Origin of the sequence: Rugamonas violacea (genome assembly GCF_016461825.1) — a bacterium.
Classification (GTDB): domain Bacteria; phylum Pseudomonadota; class Gammaproteobacteria; order Burkholderiales; family Burkholderiaceae_D; genus Rugamonas.
The window spans coordinates 1-18450 of record NZ_JAEMNU010000022.1; the positions used below are offsets into that span (position 1 = coordinate 1).

The following is an 18450-nucleotide window of genomic DNA, read 5'->3' on the forward strand; positions in this document are numbered from 1 at the left end:
TCGAATGTCTTTCGCTTTCTTGTTGCCATGTATCACTCCTCAGATGGTGGATTTTCCACCTATTGAGGTGTCCAGGCAAATTAGACCACAGCAAATTACCAACCCTACCTGCTTTCTCAAGCGATCAAATTCGGCGATTTGCTGTTCGTCTCCGGTCAAGCGGGCGCCGGCGACGATGGCAAAATTGTCGACGGAGGTTTCCGCGCCCAAGGAGAGCAGGCGTTTGCCAACCTCCAGCGCGCGCTCGAAGCCGGCGGCTCGGGCCTGAAAGACGTCATCAAGGTGACGATCTTCCTGACCGATATGGGCAACTTCAAGGAGGTTGTGGAACTCCGCCGTCAGTTCTTCGCGGCGCCCTATCCGGCCGACACAATTGCCGAAATCAAGGCCCTGTATGATCCTGCGGCGATGATAGAGATCGAGGCCATCGCCGCTGTCCGTCCGACCGCTATGGCGGGGATGTCGAGCGCCGCCGGCGCCTGATCGTCGAGGTCACGCAGGCGGTTCGCATGGCGGTTGTGTATGCGCGACCAATTTCCCCATTTTGTCTCAATGTATGGAAATTGCTTTTAAGTAGTATGCCGGAGAGCGTACAGCAACACCATCCTTGCACGGCAGTCGCTGACGTTTTCTCCTCTCTCATCGGCATTCAGCGCATCACTCCGCTGGATGCCATTGTTATTTCATAGCTAGCTGTAATGAAAGATTCAAGCGGGATGCCTGGGGGGATGGGTTGAACAAAAAATGAAGCTGCTGAAGCAGCGTTTTGAGGTAGTGCTCCTCACGATAGATAATGTCAAGTAATAGGCCTGGAAATACTCAAAATGATGGATTGGATCCCTGTAGTCTTCGTTACGTTCAAGGTTCTCGTGCTCGGCACGGGCATGTTCTTCGCCATCAAGTGGCATTACGATCAAGAGAAGAAGGGGAACGATCAGGCGAAGGAGAAGCGCGCGGTGCTACGCGCGGGCGGCATTGTGGCCGCAGTCTTCGTGCTATCGCTCCTGGGCCTGGGGCTCCTCACCGTCACCCTTAGCAGGATGCTCGGTTTGGACTTGACCTTCCCATGATGGCAAAGTCCAAACCATGGATTTCGAACTGCAACCTTGACGTGGGGTAGACGTCTGCTTTTGGCTGCGGATTCAATCGCGCCCGCGTCCTAGGATTCGACGTATTCGTTTATAGAAATTGCGTAAACGCCATCGCCAGCACGGCTGCTGTCATTACAGCCGTGCACAACCAGCCCATCACCTTTAAGCGCCTGGAAATCACCAGCCGGCCCATGACGTCCGAGCGGGCCGCCATCAGCATCATCACCGCCATGACGGGGATCGAGATGATGCCATTGATCACCGCACTCCAGTCAGGTGCAGGGTGACGGCGGTGGTCAACATGATGAAAAAGGCGACCATGTTCGAGAAACCCATGCCAATGTAGGTGTCGCGGTCGATGCGGGCGTAGCCGGCGCGCGCTTGTCTCGGTGCCTTTTTGAGGGGAAAGGCGCTATCGTCGGCCCGCAAATCTTCCACTTCCTGCGAGGCTTGCCAGAAAAACAGGTAAGGGCTGATGGTGGTGCCGAACACGGCGACAATGGTCGTGATGTACTCCTTTTTCCACGGCAGCGTGGGCAAGACCATGCCCTCGCTCAGCACCCGGCGCCAGGGAATATCGACCACAAACGCGGTGGCGACGTAGGCCAGCAAGGCGAGGGTCAGCCATTTGAGCACCTTGACGTAGCGGCTGTAGGGTACGAAGACCTGCAGCAGCACGCTGACCAGGCCAAACAGCACGGCATACCAGTGCGCCTTGCCGCCCGCCACCAGGGTCATGGCGTCGCCCATGGCGGCGACGTCGGCGGCGATATTGATGGTATTGGCCAGCAACAGCAAACCGACCAGCGGAAACAGCAGGGCCGCCGGGTAGTGGCGGCGGATATTGGTGGCCAGGCCGTGGCCCGTAACGCGGCCGATCCTGGCGCTGACATTTTGGATCGCCACCATCAGCGGATAGGTCAGCACTAGGGTCCACAGCATGCCGAAGCCGAACTGGGCGCCCGCTTGCGAATAGGTGGCGATGCCGCTGGGATCGTCGTCGGCGGCCCCGGCGATCAGGCCGGGGCCCAATTCGTCGATCCAGGAATTTGGCGCGGCGGCGTCCGATTTGGCGACGGCGGCGGTCGCGGCGTCGGCGACGGTGGAATCCGGTGCGTGCATGGTTGTCAGTAAATGTTGAGTCTTCCTAACAAATTACGCGACTGTTTGGGCAGTTACTGTGCGCATTCTAACCAAGCCGGCTTATCACCCTGGCGAGCCGGCGCCGCCGGGCCAACAGCGGGAAATAATCAGCGCGCATCTTTTTTTTACAACATATTGCACAATATGTTGTACGATTGGGTTTCACTAAGGGAAAACATCAAAATGCGATATCACCTTTCACTACTTCAAACGCTGGCCGCGCTCTCGATGATTTGTGCATCGGGTGCTTTTGCTGAGGTCCCGGGCATCTCGCGAGACGAAAAGCGCGTGATCATCGCGTCCCTTAATAGCACCTTGACTGTGAACTACGCGTTTCCGGACATCGCCCAAAAAATTGCGCCGGTACTGGAGGAGCATCTGAAAAAGGGAGACTATGACGCGGCGACCACGAAGGAAGAGTTCGCGGGCAAGCTTACCGATGATCTGGTCAAAGTCAGCGGCGACCATCATTTCTTTGTGGGTGTCGACCCAAAATGGATCGCGGAATTCAAGGTGAAGGGCAACACGGCGCTCAAGGCCAAGATACGAAAGGAAGAAACGAGCAGGTTGGAGGAGACCAATTTCGGTTTCGACGAGGTCGCTCGCCTGAAGGGAAATATCGGTTATATACGATTCAGCTATTTTGCCGATCCGGAACTTGCCTACGACACTGCGGCGTCCGTGATGCGCTTCGTCGGCAATACGGACGCCGTTATCATCGATTTGCGCTACAACAATGGCGGCCATCTGGAAATGGCGCAATTTCTAGCGAGCTATTTCTTCTCCAACGAGAAGGACCAGCTGCTATTCGATTACTATTACAACGAAGATGGCAAGCGGGTCGAGCGCGGGCAATGGGTTCTGCCCGGCCTGCCCGGCAAGCGCATGGTGGACAAGCCAGTCTATATCCTGACTGGTTCCACGTCGTTTTCCTCCGCAGAATGGTTTTCCTATGCGATGAAAAAGCTCGGGCGAGCGACCCTGATCGGCGAGCGGACCGCCGGCGGAGCGCATCCGGTCGCACGTAAGCCGGTCAACGACGATTTTTTTGTGCAAGTACCGATCGGCCAGATCAAGGACCCGGTGGACCATGGCGATTTTGAAGGAGTCGGGGTGCAACCCGATATTCAAAGCCCCTCCATTCTGGCGCTGCCGCTGGCGCACAAGCTGGCGCTCGAAAATTTGGCGAAGACCGATGACGCAAGGCGAACCGAACTCGCTTGGCTGCTGCCGACCTTAACCGCAGGTATCCAGCGCCCGCACGTCGATGCCGACATAGCGCGTAAAGCCGCCGGAAAATATGAAGGTCGCCAGATCGTCCTCGACAATGGCACGCTCTACTATATCTGGCGCGATCGGTTGCGGGTCGCGCTGGAGCCGATCGGTCCCAACCTGCTCGCAGTGGAAGGGGTGTCGGATTTTCGATATCGCCTGAATGCCGTACACGGAAAAGTGGTGGCGCTGGAACGCGTGAACAAGGACGGCAGCATTCAGTCGTACAAGCGCCTTGACTGAGGCTAAACATAATCCGGCCTCGATTGATGACGTCGTGTTTCTCGGACGCGCTGTCGAACGGCTGAGCGTCCTGATCGCCGAGCAATCGCAGATGGTCTTCGATACGATGGGGATCGTCATCCCGGTTCGTTCCTGTTCGCTGATGACTGTTCTTGCGATGCGCGGCGCGGCCTCGGCCGCCGATCTGGCGCGCGAACTCGGACATTCGCATCAGTTGGTCATGCAAAAGATACCAAAGCTGGTCCGCCTGGGCCTCATACGGCATCGGAACGATGACGACGATGCCCGGCGACGGATATTCATGCCTACTGATGAAGGCTTGTCGCAACTTGCAAAATTCGAGCAATGCACGGTCCTCATTCGGGCGGCCTATGCTGGGTTATTTGCCGAGGTGGGGGACGTCAGGCAATTCGTGGATAGGGCCGCCGATGCGCTCAATGAGAGGCCGCTTGACGAACGCATAAATTGGCCGATATAAGACGTCCGCGAAAGCATCGCGGCAAGCCTGCCTTGTGTCCGACTTTATTGTTCGTCTACACCTGGTCAGGCCAACCGCCGCGCTTACTCCACCGTCACCGACTTTGCCAAATTGCGTGGCTTGTCCACATCCGTGCCGCGCGCCAGCGCCGAGTGGTAGGCCAGCAGCTGCAACGACACCACGTGCAAAATCGGCGACAGCAGGCCGTAGTGCTCCGGCAAACGGATCACGTGCACGCCCTCGCCCGAGGTGATGCGCGAGTCGACGTCGGCGAACACGTACAGCTGACCGCCGCGCGCGCGCACTTCCTGCATGTTCGACTTGAGCTTCTCGATCAGGCTGTCGTTCGGCGCGATGGTGACGACCGGCATCTCCTCGGTGACCAGGGCCAGCGGGCCGTGCTTGAGTTCGCCGGCGGGGTAGGCCTCGGCGTGGATGTAGGAAATCTCCTTGAGCTTCAGCGCGCCTTCCAGGGCGATCGGGTAGTGCATGCCACGGCCGAGGAACAGCGCGTTTTCCTTGCGGGCGAAGTCGTCGGCCCAGGCGATGATCTGCGGTTCCAGCGCCAGCACGGCGGCGATCGCCACGGGCAGGTGGCGCATCGCCTTCAGGTGGGCCGCCTCTTCCTCTTCGCTCAGGCGGCCGTTGATCTGGGCCAGGGTTAGGGTCAGCAGGAACAGCGCGGCCAGCTGGGTGGTGAAGGCCTTGGTCGAGGCGACGCCGACTTCAACGCCGGCGCGGGTGATGTAGGACAGCTTGCACTCGCGCACCATGGCGCTGGTCGCCACGTTGCAGATGGTCAAGGTGTGCTCCATGCCCAGGCCGCGCGCGTGCTTCAACGCGGCCAGCGTGTCGGCCGTCTCGCCGCTCTGCGAAATGGTCACCACCAGGGTGTTGGGATGCGGCACGCTGTCGCGGTAACGGTATTCGCTGGCGATCTCGACGTTGACGGGGATCTTGGCCACCGATTCGATCCAGTACTTGGCGGTCAGGCCGGAGTAGTAGCTGGTGCCGCAGGCCAGGATCAGCACGCGGTCGATCTGCTTGAACACGGCGTAGGCGCCGTCGCCGAACAGCTCGGGCATGATGCCGGTGACGCCTTCGAGGGTGTCGCCGATGACGCGCGGCTGCTCGAAGATTTCCTTCTGCATGTAGTGGCGGTAAGGGCCGAGCTCGGCCGCGCCGGTGTGGGCGTGCACGGTCTTGACTTCGCGCTCGACCGGCTTGCCGTCGACGTCGACGATCCAGACGCGGTTCAGTTGCAGGTCGACCACGTCGCCTTCTTCCAGGTAGATGATCTGGTCGGTGGTGCCGGCCAGCGCCATGGCGTCGGAGGCGACGAAGTTCTCGCCCTTGCCGATGCCGACGATCAGCGGCGAGCCCTGGCGCGCGGCGACCACGCGGTGCGGCTCCTCGCGGCTGAACACGGCGATGGCGTAGGCGCCGTGCAGGCGCTTGACGGCCTGCTGCACGGTGTCGAACAGGTCGCCGTTGTACATGTGGTCGACCAGGTGGGCGATCACTTCGGTGTCGGTCTGGCTCTGGAACACGTAGCCGAGGGCGCTCAGTTCGGCGCGCAGCTCGTCGTGGTTTTCGATGATGCCGTTGTGCACCAGGCCGATGCGGGCCTGCTCGGTGCTGGGCGAGAAGTGCGGGTGGGCGTTGTGGGTGGCCGGCGCGCCGTGCGTGGCCCAGCGGGTGTGGGCGATGCCGGTGAAACCTTCCAGGCCGGTCTCGCGCATCTGCTGCTCAAGGTCGGCCACGCGCGAGGTGCTGCGCGAGCGCTGCAACTGGCCGTTGACGTGCAGGGCGACGCCGCAGGAGTCATAGCCGCGGTATTCGAGGCGCTTGAGGCCTTCCAGCAGGATGGGGGTGATGTTGCGTTGCGCTACCGCGCCGACGATGCCGCACATAGGAACCTCTTCGTTGTATGAGTTGAATTTTTTTGCAATGCAGGCATCGTAGTGCAGAGGTCGTGAAATATGCTTTCATAATTCATGTATATTTGAAAGAATATTTCATCGCTCGATATCGATGAAATATTATTTCATTTTATTGAATTATTTTTACGGATTCATCACACCATGAGCACCCAGACCACGCCGCTGGACGAAATAGATCGTCGCATCCTGAACGCGCTGCAACTTGACGCGTCGCAAACCAACGGCGAGCTGGCGCTGGCCGTCCACGTTTCGGCGCCGACCTGCCTACGCCGCGTCAAGCAGCTGACCGAGAGCGGGGTGATCGAGCGCCAGGTGGCCATTGTCGCGCCGGAGAAGGTGGGGGCGCGGCTGAGCGCGATCGTCGAGATCACATTGGATGTGCAGGCGGCCGAGCGCATGAGCGAGTTCGAGCAGCATGTGGCGGCCGAGGCGGCCGTGCTGCAATGCTACCGCGTCGCGCCGGGGCCGGATTTCGTGCTGATCGTCCAGGTGGTCGACATGCCGGCCTACCACGCGCTGGCGCACCGGCTGTTCGCCACGCAGACCAATGTGCGCAATGTCAAAGCCTATTTCTCCACCTTCCGCAGCAAGTTCGAGACGCGCATCGCGGTGTGAGGGGGGCGCGCGCGCAGCTGAGCTAAGAAAACCCAACGGCGCAATCTGGGGTCAGACCCCGAGGGGTCTGACCCCGGCTCTCTGCCGTTGGGTGGTTTGATGGCCGCCGGCGCCTTCGCACAAAGGGTGGGAAGACAAGTTATACAGACTTACCCCCAGGCTATTCACAGTCTTTCCTGCGCTTATACACGGCTTACCCAATAGTTTTACACCGAGTTATCCATGGGCTTATCCCTGGCATTTCCCCAGCTTGTGCACGGGCTTATACCGGGGTTATGAAAAGCCTACTCACAAGCTTGCTCACAGGTTTATCCACAGGCTAAAAATCAGCTAAAGCCAGCAGCCATCAGGCCTGCCAGCCCGCCTACCAGCGCCAGCAGGGTCGCCGCACGCGGCGCGTAGGGCAGCAAACCGATGAACAGGAATGCGCCCACCGTCAAACAGCCCAACCAGGCGGCGATACCCGCGCCGACGCCCCAATACTGGATGCAGGACAGCAGCGCCAGCAGCAGCAGGGCGGCGCTGACCGCGCGTAGCAGCATGCCCAGGCGGGCCGGACAATCGCCGCCGCGCAGCTGGCGGTGGTGGCGGTCGAGCGCCAGCGCCAGGCCGGTCATGCCGGCGTAGCAGAGGCCGAGACCGGCGATGATGGTGAACCAGAGCGCCATCACGCACCCGCCTTTCCGGCCGCCGTGGTGGCCGACGTGGCCGCCGCCAGCGCGGCGCGGGCGCGCACCTGTCGCACCGCCAGCAGGAACAGCCCGCCGAAGGCCAGCGACGTCAGCTCGACGCCGGCACGCTGCCAGTCGCCACGCTGCAGATAGGCGAGCAGCTGGTCGCCGGTGCTGATCCAGTTCAACAGCGGCAGGGCCAGGCACAGCGCCGCCGCCGCCAGCAACTGCTGTATCCAGCCGCGCAGGCCCGGTTGCCAGGCCGCGTGCAACAAGGTGAGCAGCCAAACGCCGAAGAAGGCCGTGACCTCCCACTCGTGGCGTTCGACCAAGTCGAGCGGCAGCAGGCGGTTGGCCCACAGGAAGCCGATGCAGGCCACGGCCAGTCCGCTGATCGAGGCGATGTTGAGCGTTTCGATCAGGCGGTAGACGCGCGGCGTGGCGGCGCCGAACTCGCGCTGCGACTTTTGCCGCCGCTTGACCATGAACAGGATGGCGCCGCTGGCCATCATCGCCGTGCCGGCCAGGCCGGAGACGAAGTACAACCAGCGCACGGCGGCGTCGGCGAAGTGCAGGCGGTGCAGCTCGTCCATGCCGGACATGGCGGTGCGGGCGACGCCGTCCGGCGCCTGGTGGGCCGGGCGCACCGAGCGCTGCGCGCCGCTCACGCCGTCGTACTCGATCATGCCGCGCGTGCTGAACAGCTTGCCGCGCTGGTTGGCCGGGTTGACCTCGCCGTAGACTTCGACCGTCATCGCGGCGTCGCCGGGATGGTGCACCACCAGCGCGAAGGTCGGGCTGTTCAGCGCCGTTTCGGCGGCGCGCACCAACGGCGCCAGCGGCGTCAGCACGCCGGGCTGGCCGTTGCGCGCGCGGCCGGCGGGCGAGTCGCTCTCGATGGCCGGCCTGGCGCTGCCGTCGCCGCGCAGCAGCGGCGCCAGCTTGACCGCCGGCATGTAGGTCGGCCAGCTGATCGCCAGGCCGCTGTAGACGATCATGAACAGGAAGGGCAGGGTCAACACGCCGAGCGCGTTGTGGGCGTCGAGCCAGGAGCGCTGTCCCTTGCCGGGCCGGAAGGTGAAGAAGTCCTTGAAGATGCGCTTGTGCGTGATGACGCCGGAGATCAGCGCCACCAGCATCGCCGCCGAGGCGGCGCCGACGATCCACAGGCCGGCGCGGCCGGCGTGCAGCTCGTGGTGGAACTCGACGAAGTGGTTGCCGCCCAGCGTGTCGCGGCCGGCGCCTTGCTCGGTCGGCAACTCGGCGCCGGTGGCCACGGACAGGCGCGCGTCGGCGTAGCGGTCGTGCTGGTCCATCCAGTAGACCATCATGCTGTCCTGGCCGGCGCGCGGCCACATCTCCCACAGGCGGCTGTCCGGCGCGCGCTGGCGCAGGAAGCGCAGGCCGTGTTCGATGGCGGCGCCCGGCTCGGTCGGCACCGCCACCGGCCGCGCCGACACCAGCGCCAGCTCCGGCTTCATCCAGCGCGTCAGCGGTTCGACGAAGACGCTCAGCGTGCCGGTCAAAAAGATCGCGTAGGCCAGCCAGCAGAACCACAGGCCGCCCCAGGTGTGCAACCAGGCCATGCGCTGGCGCAGGCCGGGCTGGGCCGGCACGCCGGCCTTGGCTGCGGACTTGGCTGCGGACTTGGCTGCGGACTTGGCGTCGGCCTGGGCTGCGGCCGCGCCGGTAAGCGGGCCGGCGGCCTTGGCCTCGGGCGTCGGCGCCGGCGCTCCCTGCACCTTGACGGCGGCCGTCATGCCACACCGCCGGGCAGCGCCAGCAGCAGCAAGCCGGGCAAGCCCAGCAACGCGGTGGCCAGCAGCATGCCGCCCCAGGCGCGCGCCGCGCTGCCGGTGGCGAAGGCCCATATGATCGCCAGCACGTAGAGAGCCATACCGACCAGTGCGCCGGCCAGCATGGCGTCGCCGCCAGACTTGCCGTCGCCGCCACCACCGGCGCACAGGGCGGTCACCAGAATGGCGCCGGCCGATGCCAGCAGATAGCCGCCGCACAGGCCGGCGACGGTGCGCGACAGCACCGGATGGGGCCGCCGCAACCAGCCCTTTGTTGGTTCCTGCCGATGCGTATGCAATGCACTCATGGAAGCCCTCAGAACTTGCTGCGCAGCGACAGCGAGATATTGCGCGGCTCGCCCCACAACACGCTGTCGTAGAAGCCGACGTTGCGGTAGTACTTCTTGTCGAGCAGATTGGAGACGTTGAGCTGGACGTTGAGGCGCGGCTGGATGTCATACGAGGCCATCAAGTTGACCAGCGCGTAGCCGGCCTGGTTCAGCCGCGCCTTCGGCGCATCCTTAGGCGCCGAAGGCCGGCCGTACCAGGACTCGCCGTAGATGGCGCTCTGCGCGGTGATGCCGCCGCCCACCTTCAGGCCCGGCACCAGGCGGCCCAGCGCATACGAGGTGGACAGGCGCAGCAGCTGGCGCGGCTGGGTGGTGACGGCGCGCGAGCCGTCGGCCTCGGCGGCGTCGAGCAGGGTCAGGCCGGCGTTGACGTTCCAGTCCGGCGTGACCTGGCCGGACAGGTCGAACTCGACGCCGCGCACGGTGATGCCGTCGCCGTTGGCCACTTGGGGCTGGCTGCCGTCGGGCAGCAGGAAGCCGCGCGGCACCGTCTGGTCGAGCTCGGCCAGGTTCTTCTTCAAGGTGCGGAACAGGGCGGCGGAGGCGTTCAGCTTGGCGTCGAAGAACTCGCCCTTGATGCCCAGCTCGGCGTTGGTGCCAGTCTCCGGCTTGAGGAAGCGGTTTTCCTTGTCGCGCGCGGTCTGCGGGTTGAACAGCGTGGTGTAACTGGCGTAGGCCGACAATTGCTGGCTCAGGTCGTAGACCGCGCCGACATAGGGCGTCATCTCGTTCTTGCTCTCGGCGAAGCCGCTGCTGCCGGTGCGCGCGCCGGCGCTGTTGTAGGACTCGGTCTCGGTGCGGTAGTTGCTCAGGCGCGCGCCGAGGATCAGCGTCAGCGGATCGGCCAGGTTGAAGCGGCCGGCCAGGTAGCCGCCGCCCAGGCGGGTGGTGGTCTCGTCGCGGCTGCCGTCCGGCGTGAAGGTCGGCCGGGGGATGTTGCCGGTCCAGTTGCGGTAGTCGGGGATCGCGTCGGGATAGCTGTGCTGCGCCTCGCCGCCGTAGGAGTTGTTGACCTGGCGGCTGCCGTTCCAGCCGGCGATCAGCACGTGGCGCCGTCCCAGCAGGGAAAACGGGCCGGTGGCGTACAGGTCGGCGTTGTCGCTGACCGACTTGCCCTCGCCCCAGATGCCGCTCCACAAGGTCATGCCCTCGCCGGTGACCGGGTTGGGGTAGCCGGCGCCGCCGTTGACGACGGTGGTGTTGTTGCGGCTGTCGTTGCGGGCGTAGCCCAGATGCAGCTTCCAGCCGTTTTCCAGGCGCTGCTCGACCGAGCCGAACAGGGTGTGCTGCTGGTTGGCCCAGGTGCTCCACGGCGCCGTCAGGCTGAAGTTGCGCGGCAGGTTGGCCAGCTCGCCGTTGGAATTCCAATACGGCACCGCGCCCCAGGTGGCGCCCTTCGGCGTGTTGTGCTGGAAGTCGACGCCGGCGGTCAGCAGGGTGCGCGGGCCGAGGTCGGCCTCGACGATGGCCATGCCGACGGTCTTGCGCTCGTGGTACATGTCGAGGAAGGAGTCGCGGTCCGAATAGGCCAGGGCGGTGCGGCCGCGCACGCTGGCGTCGGCGTTCAGCGGCACCGACAGGTCGACCTCGACGCGGCGGTCGTTCCAGCGGCTCAACACCAGGCCGGCGCTGCCCTGCAGGGTGCGGCCGGGGCGCTTGCGCACCATGTTGATGGCGGCCGACGGGTCGCCGGTGCCGCCCATCAGGCCGCTGGCGCCGCGCAGCACTTCGATGCGGTCGTACAGCACGGTGTCCGACAGCGGCGCGTTGGCGCCCTGCGGCATGCCGTCGACCTGCACGTTGTTGATGTCGAAGCCGCGCGCGTAGAACTTGGTGCGCTCGCTGTCCATCTGGCCGACCATCACCCCGGTGGTCTGCGCCAGCGCGTCGTCGAGGCGGCGCAGGCCCATGTCGTCCATGCGGGCTCGGGTGATGACGCTGACCGACTGCGGCGTGTCGCGGATCGACATGTCCATCCGCAGCGCCGTCTTCATCGCGCCGCTGGTGTAGGAGCCGCTGCCCTCGGTGCCGCTGCCCAGGCCCTGGCCGGTCACGGTGACCTGGGCCATCACCGCGTCTGCGCTGGCATTGGCGGCGGCGGCCTGCTTGGCGCTGGCGGGCGCGGCCGCGATGGCCTTGCGCAGCACATACACGTCGGCGTCACTGCCGCGCGGCACCGCCTCCAGGCCGCTGCCCTCGAGCAGGCGGGCGAAGCCGTCGGCCACGCCGAACTGGCCCTGCAGGCCGCGCGTGCTCAGGCCGGCCGTCAGCGCCGGATCGGAGGCGAAGGTGACGCCGGCGCTGCCGGCGAACAGCGACAGTGCCGGGCTCAGCGGGCCGGCGGCGATGTGGTAGCTCTTGTTGGCGGCGGCGGCGGGCGCGGCGGCCAGCACAGCAACAACGCCGGCGCCGGCCAGCGCCAGCGTGAGTCGGGAGAAAACGGGGTGGGGATATGCCATGACGAAGTCTTTCTGCAAAATGAAAACAATGGGTATGAAGTGGTGCTCCTGTATTGGTTGACCGGCGAGATCGGAAAAGGGGACATCGCCAGCGCTGTTTTTTTGCTGGCGCTGGTGCGCGCGCAAGCCGCGAGCCGGGGTCAGCAGCGAGCCGGGGTCAGTGCCGACAAATGGACAAATGTTGCCGTTTTGACTGGCGCACTGCTTGAGCTCGTGTCCAAATGTCGGCACTGACCCCGGGTCCCGTGCGGAGGCGGAAAGCCGGGGTCAGTGCCGACAAATGGACAAATGTTGCCGTTTTGACTGGCACCCTGCTTGAGCTCGTGTCCGAATGTCGGCACTGACCCCGGGGCGCGGGGGGTTAGGCCGGTCCGACGGTGACCCAGTAGCGGGTGTGGCGGGCGATGCGCAGCGGCAGGGTGGCGGCCAGCGCTTGCAGGATCTTGTCGGTGTCGCGCAGCTGGAAGGCGCCGGACACGCGCAAACCGGCCACGGCCGGGTCGCAGCGCAACAGGCCGGGGCGGTAGCGCGCCAGCTCGGCGAGGAAGTCGGCCAACGGCATTTGTTCGGCGTACAACACGCCGTCGGCCCAGGAGCCGGCGCCGGGCGCCAGCGCTTCGATGTCGCCGCTCAGGCCGTTGGCGTCGAAGCGCGCCTGCTGGCCGGCCAACAGTGTCACGGGCGCCGCCGCGCTTGCCCCATCGGATGGCCTGAGCCGCACCGAACCTTGCAACACGGCCACGCTGCTGTGCGCCGCCTGCCGACCGCGCGCCGCGTGCTGGCGCAGCACCAGACGGGCGCCGAACAGCTCCAGCACGCCGTGGGCGCATTCGAGCAGGAAGGGGCGCGCGGCCCGCTCCGGCGCGGTCTGCAACAGGATTTCGCCGGCGCGCAGCAACAGGCGGCGCGCCGTGCCGTCGAAGCGTACGTCGAGCGCGCTGGCGGTGTTGAGGGTGACGCGGCTGCCGTCGGGCAGCGTCACGCTGCGCCGCTCGCCGCTGGCGGTGCGCACGTCGGCCGTCCATTCGTCCCACGGCGCGGCGCGCCAGGCGGTCCAGCCCAGCGGCCCGGCACAGACCAGCAGCGCCAGTGTCTTGATGGCGTTGCGCCGCTGGCTAGGATCGGCGCGGCGCAGCGTCGGCAGGGCGACGGCGGCCGGCACCAGACCGAGCTTGTGCGCCACCAGCTCGGCGCGGCGCCAGGCTCGCTCGTGTTCGGGATCGCTCTGCCGCCAGGCGTCGCAGCGGCGCTGCTCGGCCGCCGTCATCGCGCCGGCATGCAGGCGGGTCAGCCATTGCGCCGCCTCCTTGGCCGCGCGCGCACTGAGCGGCGCCTTGGCGCACGCGCTGCCCGGCAGGTCGGCCGAAGGCTGCCGGCTCATGCGTCCGCCGCCACCAGCAGGATGCACTGTTCGAACGCTGCCGCCATATAGCGCTTGACGGTGCGCTCGGTCACGGCGAGCCGCTGGGCGATGGCGGCATAGCCCAGCCCCTCCAGTTGCGACAGCAGGAAGGCTTCGCGCGCCTTGTGCGCCAGGCCGTCGAGCATGCGGTCGATCTCGTGCAGGGTCTCCAGCATCAGCAGACGCGCCTCCGGCGACGGCGTGTGCGCCTCCGGCAACTGGGCCAGCACGTCCAGATAGGCCTGCTCCAGCGCCTGCCGCTGCACATGGTTGATCAGCAAGCGGCGCGCCACGGTGGTTAGATAGGCGCGCGGCTCCTGCGGCACCACCCGTTTGGGCTCGGGCTGGCAGAGGATGCGCAGGAAGGTGTCCTGCGCCAGGTCGATGGCCTGGTCGGCACCGTTGAGCTTGCGGCGCAACCATCCGACCAGCCAGCCGTGGTGATCCACATACATGCTGCTGAGGTCGTTGCGGGCGGCGAGTTCTTGGGCGGACACGGCTTGGCGATTTATTTGAATGAGAATTATTCTCAATTATAACAAACTTGCAAAAGCGCGGGAACTATTGCGATCAATCACAGCCCGGGTGAAAAAACACCGAATTATCGCCAAAGAGCGACTTGTTCAAGCCTTATTCAGCTGCTTTGCGCATGGTTTTCCACATGTTTATGCACAGGAGGAAAATCCGGCCGCGCGCCAAAGGGACTTATCCTCAGCTTGCGCACCACTTATCCGCGCCTTGTTCCACCGCTTATGCACAGAGTTGTTCACATTCCCCTGTTTTCGATGGGATGAGCTCCCTGCGCCATGGCCGGGCCGATGTGGACTGGCGGCGGCATCTGCCAATGGCAAACTTATGCAAGGCTTGCCCCCTGCTTTTTCACCACTTACCCACAGACTTACTCACAAGCAAAATCGATAGCATCATTCCGGGAAAAAGTTATCCCGCGCTTATCCCAGCCTTGTTCGCAGGCTTTTCCACATGCTTATCCACAATGCCCACAATGAAAAACGGCGCCCGAAGGCGCCGTTGCGATCGCTGGCGGCCTGTGGCCGCCATGCGCGAGCTTACTTTTTGACCTTGACCGGACGGGTCCAGCCTTCGATGCTGACCTGGCGCGCGCGCGAAATGGTCAGCTGGCCGGCCGGCGCGTCCTTCGACAGGGTGGTGCCGGCGCCCAGGGTGGCGCCCTTGCCGACGGTGACCGGGGCGATCAGCTGGCTGTCGCTGCCGATGAAGGCGTCGTCCTCGATCACGGTGCGGAACTTGTTGGCGCCGTCGTAATTGCAGGTGATGGTGCCGGCGCCGATGTTGACGCGCGAACCGACGGTGGCGTCGCCCACGTAGGCCAGGTGGTTGGCCTTGCTGTGCGCGGCGATCTGGCTGTTCTTGATCTCGACGAAGTTGCCGATGTGGACGTCCTCGGCCAGCTCGGTGCCCGGGCGCAGGCGCGCATACGGTCCGATGATCGAAGCGGCGCCGACCACCGCCTGCTCGATGTGGCAGAACGGTTTGATGTTGGCGCCGGCGCCGATGCGGGCGTTGACGATGACGCTGTGGGCGCCGATGCTGACGCCGTCGGCCAACTCGACCTTGCCCTCAAAGATGCAGCCGACGTCGATGCTGACATCGCGACCGCAGATCAGCTCGCCGCGCACGTCGAGGCGCGCCGGGTCGAGCAGGGTGACGCCCTGTTCCAGCAGGCGGCGGGCGATGTTGCCCTGGTGGATGCGTTCGAGCTCGGCCAGCTGCACCTTGCTGTTGACGCCGGCCACTTCCCACACCGCCGACGGCTGCGCCGAGACCACCGAAACACCGTCGGCCACGGCCATGGCGACGATGTCGGTCAGGTAGAACTCGCCCTGGGCGTTGTTGTTCTGCAGCGCGCCCAACCACTGCTTCAGGCGCGCGGTGGGCGCGACCATGATGCCGCTGTTGATCTCGCGGATGGCCCGTTCGGCCTCGTTGGCGTCCTTTTGCTCGACGATGCGGACGATCTTGCCGTTCTCGCGGACGATGCGGCCCAGGCCGAAGGGATCGTCCTGCTCGACCGTCAGGATGGCCAGCTGGTCCGGGCCGGCGGCGGCCACCAGAGCCCGCAGCGCGGCGACGCTGGTCAGCGGCACGTCGCCGTACAGGATCAAGGTCGGCACGTTCTCGTCGAGTTCCGGCAGCGCCTGCCGCACGGCGTGGCCGGTGCCCAGCTGCGGCTCCTGCAGCGCGGCGGCGATGGTTTCCGGCCGGCGCGCCAGCAGCTCAAGCACCGCGGCGCCCCCATGCCCATAAATCACGCATAATCGGCTCGGAGACAGGCTCTGCGCTGTATCGATCACATGCGACAACAGCGGCTTGCCCGCCAGCGGATGTAACACTTTTGGCAGCGCCGATTGCATGCGTTTGCCCATGCCGGCGGCGAGAATGACAACATTCATGGTCGAGAGTTCACTAAGTTGAGGATATGACAAAGTCTAACATGCAGCACAGCTGGTTCCGCCGCGCCCGGCGCTATTTACTCGTCGTCGGCCTGCTGGCGCTGGCCGGCTGCAGTTCCCTGCGGCTGGCCTACGACCATGGCGACACCCTGCTGTATTGGTGGCTGGACGCCTATATCGACTTCAACGCCGATCAAAAGGCCGTGGTCAAGAAGGACATCGACAGTCTATTGTCCTGGCACCGCAAGACCCAGTTGCACGACTATGTGCAGGTGTTGCAGAACGCCCAGCGCCAGTTGCAGGGCAATCCCGGCCCGGCCGAGCTGATGGCCGACTACAAGGACATCAAAAGCCGCACCCAGTTGCTGCTGTTCAAGGCCTTGCCCGAGCTGGCCGAGCTGGCGCGCTCGCTGCGGCCCGAGCAGATCGCCAAGCTGGAGAAGAAATTCAGCGCCAACAACGACGAGTTCCGCAAAAAGAACATGAAGGGCGACCGCGAGCGCCAGCAAAAATTCCGCTTCCAAAAGTCGATGGAGCAATTCGAACTGTGGTTCGGCAGCTTCAGCCGCGAGCAGGAGGAGCTCATCCGCAAGGCCTCCGACGCGCGCCCGCTCGACAACGAGATCTGGCTCGACGAACGCATGCGCCGGCAAAAGAACATTCTCGCCCTGGTGCAAAAGATCCAGCGCGACAAGCTCGGCAAGGAGGCGGCGATGGCGCAGATCCACGGCCTGATCCTCGACGCCTTCGAGCGCCTCGAACATTCCGAACGCAAGGCCTTCTTCGACGCCTCCAACGAGGCCAACATTCAGCTGGTGCTGACGGTGGTCCGCCTGGCCACGCCGGCGCAAAAGGCGCACGCCAACAAGCGCATGCAGGGCTGGATCGACGACTTCAACCACCTGGCGGCCGAGCCCCGCTAAGCCCCGAAAGCCCATATGCTATAGTGGCCGTCAACGAATCAATGACTTAGCCACATGCAAAAGAAGCCCGCCAAAACCGCAAAAACCCCCGTCCACGGCCCTCAACACAGCAACCAGGTACGCATCATCGGCGGCACCTGGAAGCGCACACCGCTGCCGGTGTTGGCCGCGCTCGGCCTGCGGCCGACGCCGGACCGGGTGCGCGAGACCGTCTTCAACTGGATCAACCACCTGCGCAACGCCAACTGGGTCGAGGCCCAGGTGCTCGACCTGTTCGCCGGCAGCGGCGCGCTCGGCTTCGAGGCGGCCAGCCGCGGCGCCAAATCGGTGCTGATGGTCGACAGCCACAGCCCGGTGGTGCGCCAGCTCGAAGTGATCCAGGAAAAACTCAAGGCCGACACCGTGCAGATCGTGCGCGGCGACGCCTTCGCCGTGGCCCAGTCGGCCGCCACGCGCAGCCAGCGCTTCGACCTGATCTTCCTCGACCCGCCCTACCAGCAGGACTTCCTCAGCCGCATCCTGCCGCTGTGCGCCCCGTTGCTCAAGGAGGGCGGCCTGGTCTACGCCGAATCCGGCGTGGCGCTGCCGCTCGACACGGACAGCGGCGCCGAAGCCGAGGCGGCGCGGCCGGACTGGCTGGCGCCGTGGGAAGTGATCCGCGCCGACAAGGCCGGCATGGTCCACTTCCACCTGCTCAGGTACAAGGGCGCGGCGGCTTGAATCTTCGATAACGGCCCGCAAAACCACGGAAAACTGCCCCAAATTTAGGCAATGCCGGGTGTTTCAGGCATAATGCGCGTTCTATATTGGTGCATCATCTGTAGGAGTCGCAATGGTTGTAGCCGTTTATCCAGGAACATTCGATCCGCTCACCCGGGGTCATGAAGATTTGGTGCGCCGCGCGTCCGGCCTGTTCGACACGCTGGTGGTCGGCGTGGCCGACAGCAAGAACAAGCAACCCTTCTTCTCGCTCGACGAACGCCTGACGATCGCCAACGAGGTGCTGGGCCACTATCCGAACGTCAAGGTGCAGAGCTTTTCCGGCCTGCTGAAGGACTTCGTGCGCGAGCACGACGCCCGCGTCATCGTGCGCGGCCTGCGCGCCGTGTCCGACTTCGAATACGAATTCCAGATGGCGGGCATGAACCGCTACCTGTTGCCCGACGTCGAAACCCTGTTCCTGACCCCGTCCGACCAGTACCAGTTCATCTCCGGCACCATCGTGCGCGAGATCGCCATGCTGGGCGGCGACGTGTCCAAGTTTGTTTTCCCATCGGTCGACCGTTGGCTGCAGAAAAAGATCGCAGCCAACCAGGACCTGTAAGCGAATTAGCGAGTATTGCCATGGCATTAATGATTACCGACGACTGCATCAATTGCGACGTGTGCGAGCCCGAGTGCCCGAACGACGCGATCTACATGGGCGTCGAAATTTACGAGATCGACCCGGACAAGTGCACCGAGTGCGTTGGCCACTTCAACGAACCGCAGTGCCAGCAGGTCTGCCCGGTCAGCTGCATCCCCTTCAATCCGGCCTGGCGCGAGAGCGAGCCGGAACTGCGCGCCAAGTTCGAGCGCCTGCAGGCCGCCAAGCCCTGACAGCCAGCCATCCTGAGCGCCGCGGGGGGGGGC

General features: G+C 64.5%; 19 protein-coding genes. 9 read left to right on the plus strand and 10 right to left on the minus strand.

From position 1 onward, the window contains the following. Window positions 1–108 precede the first annotated feature (108 nt). Together H7U20_RS03665 and H7U20_RS03670 are read left to right on the plus strand one after the other, a co-directional pair. Window positions 109–483, plus strand: a complete 375-nt coding sequence (locus H7U20_RS03665; protein ID WP_199518468.1) for a RidA family protein — start codon at window positions 109–111, stop codon at window positions 481–483. A 341-nt stretch (window positions 484–824) separates the two neighbouring features. After that, complete coding sequence (locus H7U20_RS03670) at window positions 825–1070, plus strand: hypothetical protein (RefSeq protein ID WP_199518262.1); 246 nt, start codon at window positions 825–827, stop codon at window positions 1068–1070. Window positions 1071–1179: 109 nt separating this feature from the next. On the opposite strand, the gene H7U20_RS31075 is transcribed toward H7U20_RS03670, so the two are convergent. Further along, entirely contained in the window at window positions 1180–1353 is a 174-nt protein-coding gene (locus H7U20_RS31075; RefSeq protein ID WP_458351862.1) for a hypothetical protein, read from the minus strand. After that, a complete protein-coding gene (locus H7U20_RS03675; protein WP_458351863.1) occupies window positions 1350–2213 on the minus strand; it encodes an NRAMP family divalent metal transporter in 864 nt (287 codons plus the stop codon). Before H7U20_RS03675 ends, H7U20_RS31075 begins: the two co-directional genes overlap by 4 nt. 204 nt (window positions 2214–2417) lie before the next feature. Between H7U20_RS03675 and H7U20_RS03680 the strand changes: the two genes are divergently transcribed. Together H7U20_RS03680 and H7U20_RS03685 are read left to right on the plus strand one after the other, a co-directional pair. Beyond that, window positions 2418–3749, plus strand: coding sequence for a S41 family peptidase (locus tag H7U20_RS03680; protein WP_199518263.1), 1332 nt, complete (start codon window positions 2418–2420; stop codon window positions 3747–3749). After that, window positions 3742–4227: a MarR family transcriptional regulator gene (locus H7U20_RS03685; protein ID WP_199518264.1), complete on the plus strand. Its 486-nt coding sequence runs from the start codon at window positions 3742–3744 to the stop codon at window positions 4225–4227. Before H7U20_RS03680 ends, H7U20_RS03685 begins: the two co-directional genes overlap by 8 nt. Window positions 4228–4310: 83 nt before the next feature. Here the strand turns inward: H7U20_RS03685 and glmS are convergent, their stop codons facing one another. Beyond that, a complete protein-coding gene (gene glmS / locus H7U20_RS03690) occupies window positions 4311–6140 on the minus strand; it encodes a glutamine--fructose-6-phosphate transaminase (isomerizing) (protein WP_199518265.1) in 1830 nt (609 codons plus the stop codon). Between the two features lie 171 nt (window positions 6141–6311). On the opposite strand from glmS, the gene H7U20_RS03695 reads away from it, so the two are divergent. Then, the gene (locus H7U20_RS03695; RefSeq protein ID WP_199518266.1) at window positions 6312–6785 is read left to right on the plus strand and encodes an Lrp/AsnC family transcriptional regulator; all 474 of its coding nucleotides are present in this window, start codon (window positions 6312–6314) and stop codon (window positions 6783–6785) included. Between the two features lie 326 nt (window positions 6786–7111). Here H7U20_RS03695 and H7U20_RS03700 read toward each other — a convergent pair whose 3' ends face one another. From H7U20_RS03700 to glmU, 7 genes are all read right to left on the minus strand, one after another. Next, window positions 7112–7453, minus strand: coding sequence for a DUF3325 domain-containing protein (locus tag H7U20_RS03700; protein ID WP_233410501.1), 342 nt, complete (start codon window positions 7451–7453; stop codon window positions 7112–7114). Beyond that, entirely contained in the window at window positions 7453–9216 is a 1764-nt protein-coding gene (locus tag H7U20_RS03705) for a PepSY-associated TM helix domain-containing protein (protein ID WP_199518268.1), read from the minus strand. The genes H7U20_RS03700 and H7U20_RS03705 overlap by 1 nt, the downstream gene beginning before the upstream one ends. After that, window positions 9213–9560, minus strand: coding sequence for an iron transporter (locus H7U20_RS03710; RefSeq protein ID WP_199518269.1), 348 nt, complete (start codon window positions 9558–9560; stop codon window positions 9213–9215). Before H7U20_RS03710 ends, H7U20_RS03705 begins: the two co-directional genes overlap by 4 nt. A gap of 8 nt (window positions 9561–9568) precedes the next feature. Beyond that, window positions 9569–12061: a TonB-dependent siderophore receptor gene (locus tag H7U20_RS03715; RefSeq protein ID WP_199518270.1), complete on the minus strand. Its 2493-nt coding sequence runs from the start codon at window positions 12059–12061 to the stop codon at window positions 9569–9571. A gap of 361 nt (window positions 12062–12422) precedes the next feature. Next, complete coding sequence (locus tag H7U20_RS03720; protein ID WP_199518271.1) at window positions 12423–13442, minus strand: FecR domain-containing protein; 1020 nt, start codon at window positions 13440–13442, stop codon at window positions 12423–12425. Next, a complete protein-coding gene (locus H7U20_RS03725; RefSeq protein ID WP_199518272.1) occupies window positions 13439–13960 on the minus strand; it encodes a sigma-70 family RNA polymerase sigma factor in 522 nt (173 codons plus the stop codon). Before H7U20_RS03725 ends, H7U20_RS03720 begins: the two co-directional genes overlap by 4 nt. A 570-nt stretch (window positions 13961–14530) precedes the next feature. Continuing rightward, complete coding sequence (gene glmU, locus H7U20_RS03730; RefSeq protein WP_199518273.1) at window positions 14531–15895, minus strand: bifunctional UDP-N-acetylglucosamine diphosphorylase/glucosamine-1-phosphate N-acetyltransferase GlmU; 1365 nt, start codon at window positions 15893–15895, stop codon at window positions 14531–14533. Between the two features lie 26 nt (window positions 15896–15921). Here glmU and H7U20_RS03735 point away from each other — a divergent pair, with 26 nt between their 5' ends. The 4 genes from H7U20_RS03735 (at window position 15922) to H7U20_RS03750 (ending at window position 18417) form a co-directional block, all read left to right on the plus strand. After that, window positions 15922–16818, plus strand: coding sequence for a DUF6279 family lipoprotein (locus tag H7U20_RS03735; protein ID WP_233410480.1), 897 nt, complete (start codon window positions 15922–15924; stop codon window positions 16816–16818). A 54-nt stretch (window positions 16819–16872) separates the two neighbouring features. After that, window positions 16873–17538 carry a 16S rRNA (guanine(966)-N(2))-methyltransferase RsmD gene (gene rsmD / locus H7U20_RS03740; protein ID WP_199518274.1) on the plus strand — a complete coding sequence of 222 codons (666 nt, stop codon included), beginning with the start codon at window positions 16873–16875 and terminating at the stop codon, window positions 17536–17538. A 112-nt stretch (window positions 17539–17650) separates the two neighbouring features. Next, window positions 17651–18142: a pantetheine-phosphate adenylyltransferase gene (gene coaD, locus H7U20_RS03745; RefSeq protein ID WP_199518275.1), complete on the plus strand. Its 492-nt coding sequence runs from the start codon at window positions 17651–17653 to the stop codon at window positions 18140–18142. Window positions 18143–18162: 20 nt separating this feature from the next. Next, window positions 18163–18417 carry a YfhL family 4Fe-4S dicluster ferredoxin gene (locus H7U20_RS03750; protein ID WP_199518276.1) on the plus strand — a complete coding sequence of 85 codons (255 nt, stop codon included), beginning with the start codon at window positions 18163–18165 and terminating at the stop codon, window positions 18415–18417. Window positions 18418–18450: the final 33 nt, after the last annotated feature.

What these genes read in the sequence shown, in the direction of transcription:
- coaD (WP_199518275.1), top strand. Translation starts at nt 17,651, where the DNA reads ATGGTTGTAGCCGTTTATCCAGGAACATTCGATCCGCTCACCCGGGGT.
- glmU (WP_199518273.1), bottom strand. Translation starts at nt 15,895, where the DNA reads ATGAATGTTGTCATTCTCGCCGCCGGCATGGGCAAACGCATGCAATCG.
- H7U20_RS03680 (WP_199518263.1), top strand. Translation starts at nt 2,418, where the DNA reads ATGCGATATCACCTTTCACTACTTCAAACGCTGGCCGCGCTCTCGATG.
- H7U20_RS03715 (WP_199518270.1), bottom strand. Translation starts at nt 12,061, where the DNA reads ATGGCATATCCCCACCCCGTTTTCTCCCGACTCACGCTGGCGCTGGCC.
- H7U20_RS03750 (WP_199518276.1), top strand. Translation starts at nt 18,163, where the DNA reads ATGGCATTAATGATTACCGACGACTGCATCAATTGCGACGTGTGCGAG.
- H7U20_RS03670 (WP_199518262.1), top strand. Translation starts at nt 825, where the DNA reads ATGATGGATTGGATCCCTGTAGTCTTCGTTACGTTCAAGGTTCTCGTG.
- rsmD (WP_199518274.1), top strand. Translation starts at nt 16,873, where the DNA reads ATGCAAAAGAAGCCCGCCAAAACCGCAAAAACCCCCGTCCACGGCCCT.
- H7U20_RS03695 (WP_199518266.1), top strand. Translation starts at nt 6,312, where the DNA reads ATGAGCACCCAGACCACGCCGCTGGACGAAATAGATCGTCGCATCCTG.
- glmS (WP_199518265.1), bottom strand. Translation starts at nt 6,140, where the DNA reads ATGTGCGGCATCGTCGGCGCGGTAGCGCAACGCAACATCACCCCCATC.
- H7U20_RS03720 (WP_199518271.1), bottom strand. Translation starts at nt 13,442, where the DNA reads ATGAGCCGGCAGCCTTCGGCCGACCTGCCGGGCAGCGCGTGCGCCAAG.
- H7U20_RS03675 (WP_458351863.1), bottom strand. Translation starts at nt 2,213, where the DNA reads ATGCACGCACCGGATTCCACCGTCGCCGACGCCGCGACCGCCGCCGTC.
- H7U20_RS03735 (WP_233410480.1), top strand. Translation starts at nt 15,922, where the DNA reads ATGACAAAGTCTAACATGCAGCACAGCTGGTTCCGCCGCGCCCGGCGC.
- H7U20_RS03705 (WP_199518268.1), bottom strand. Translation starts at nt 9,216, where the DNA reads ATGACGGCCGCCGTCAAGGTGCAGGGAGCGCCGGCGCCGACGCCCGAG.
- H7U20_RS03710 (WP_199518269.1), bottom strand. Translation starts at nt 9,560, where the DNA reads ATGAGTGCATTGCATACGCATCGGCAGGAACCAACAAAGGGCTGGTTG.
- H7U20_RS03700 (WP_233410501.1), bottom strand. Translation starts at nt 7,453, where the DNA reads ATGGCGCTCTGGTTCACCATCATCGCCGGTCTCGGCCTCTGCTACGCC.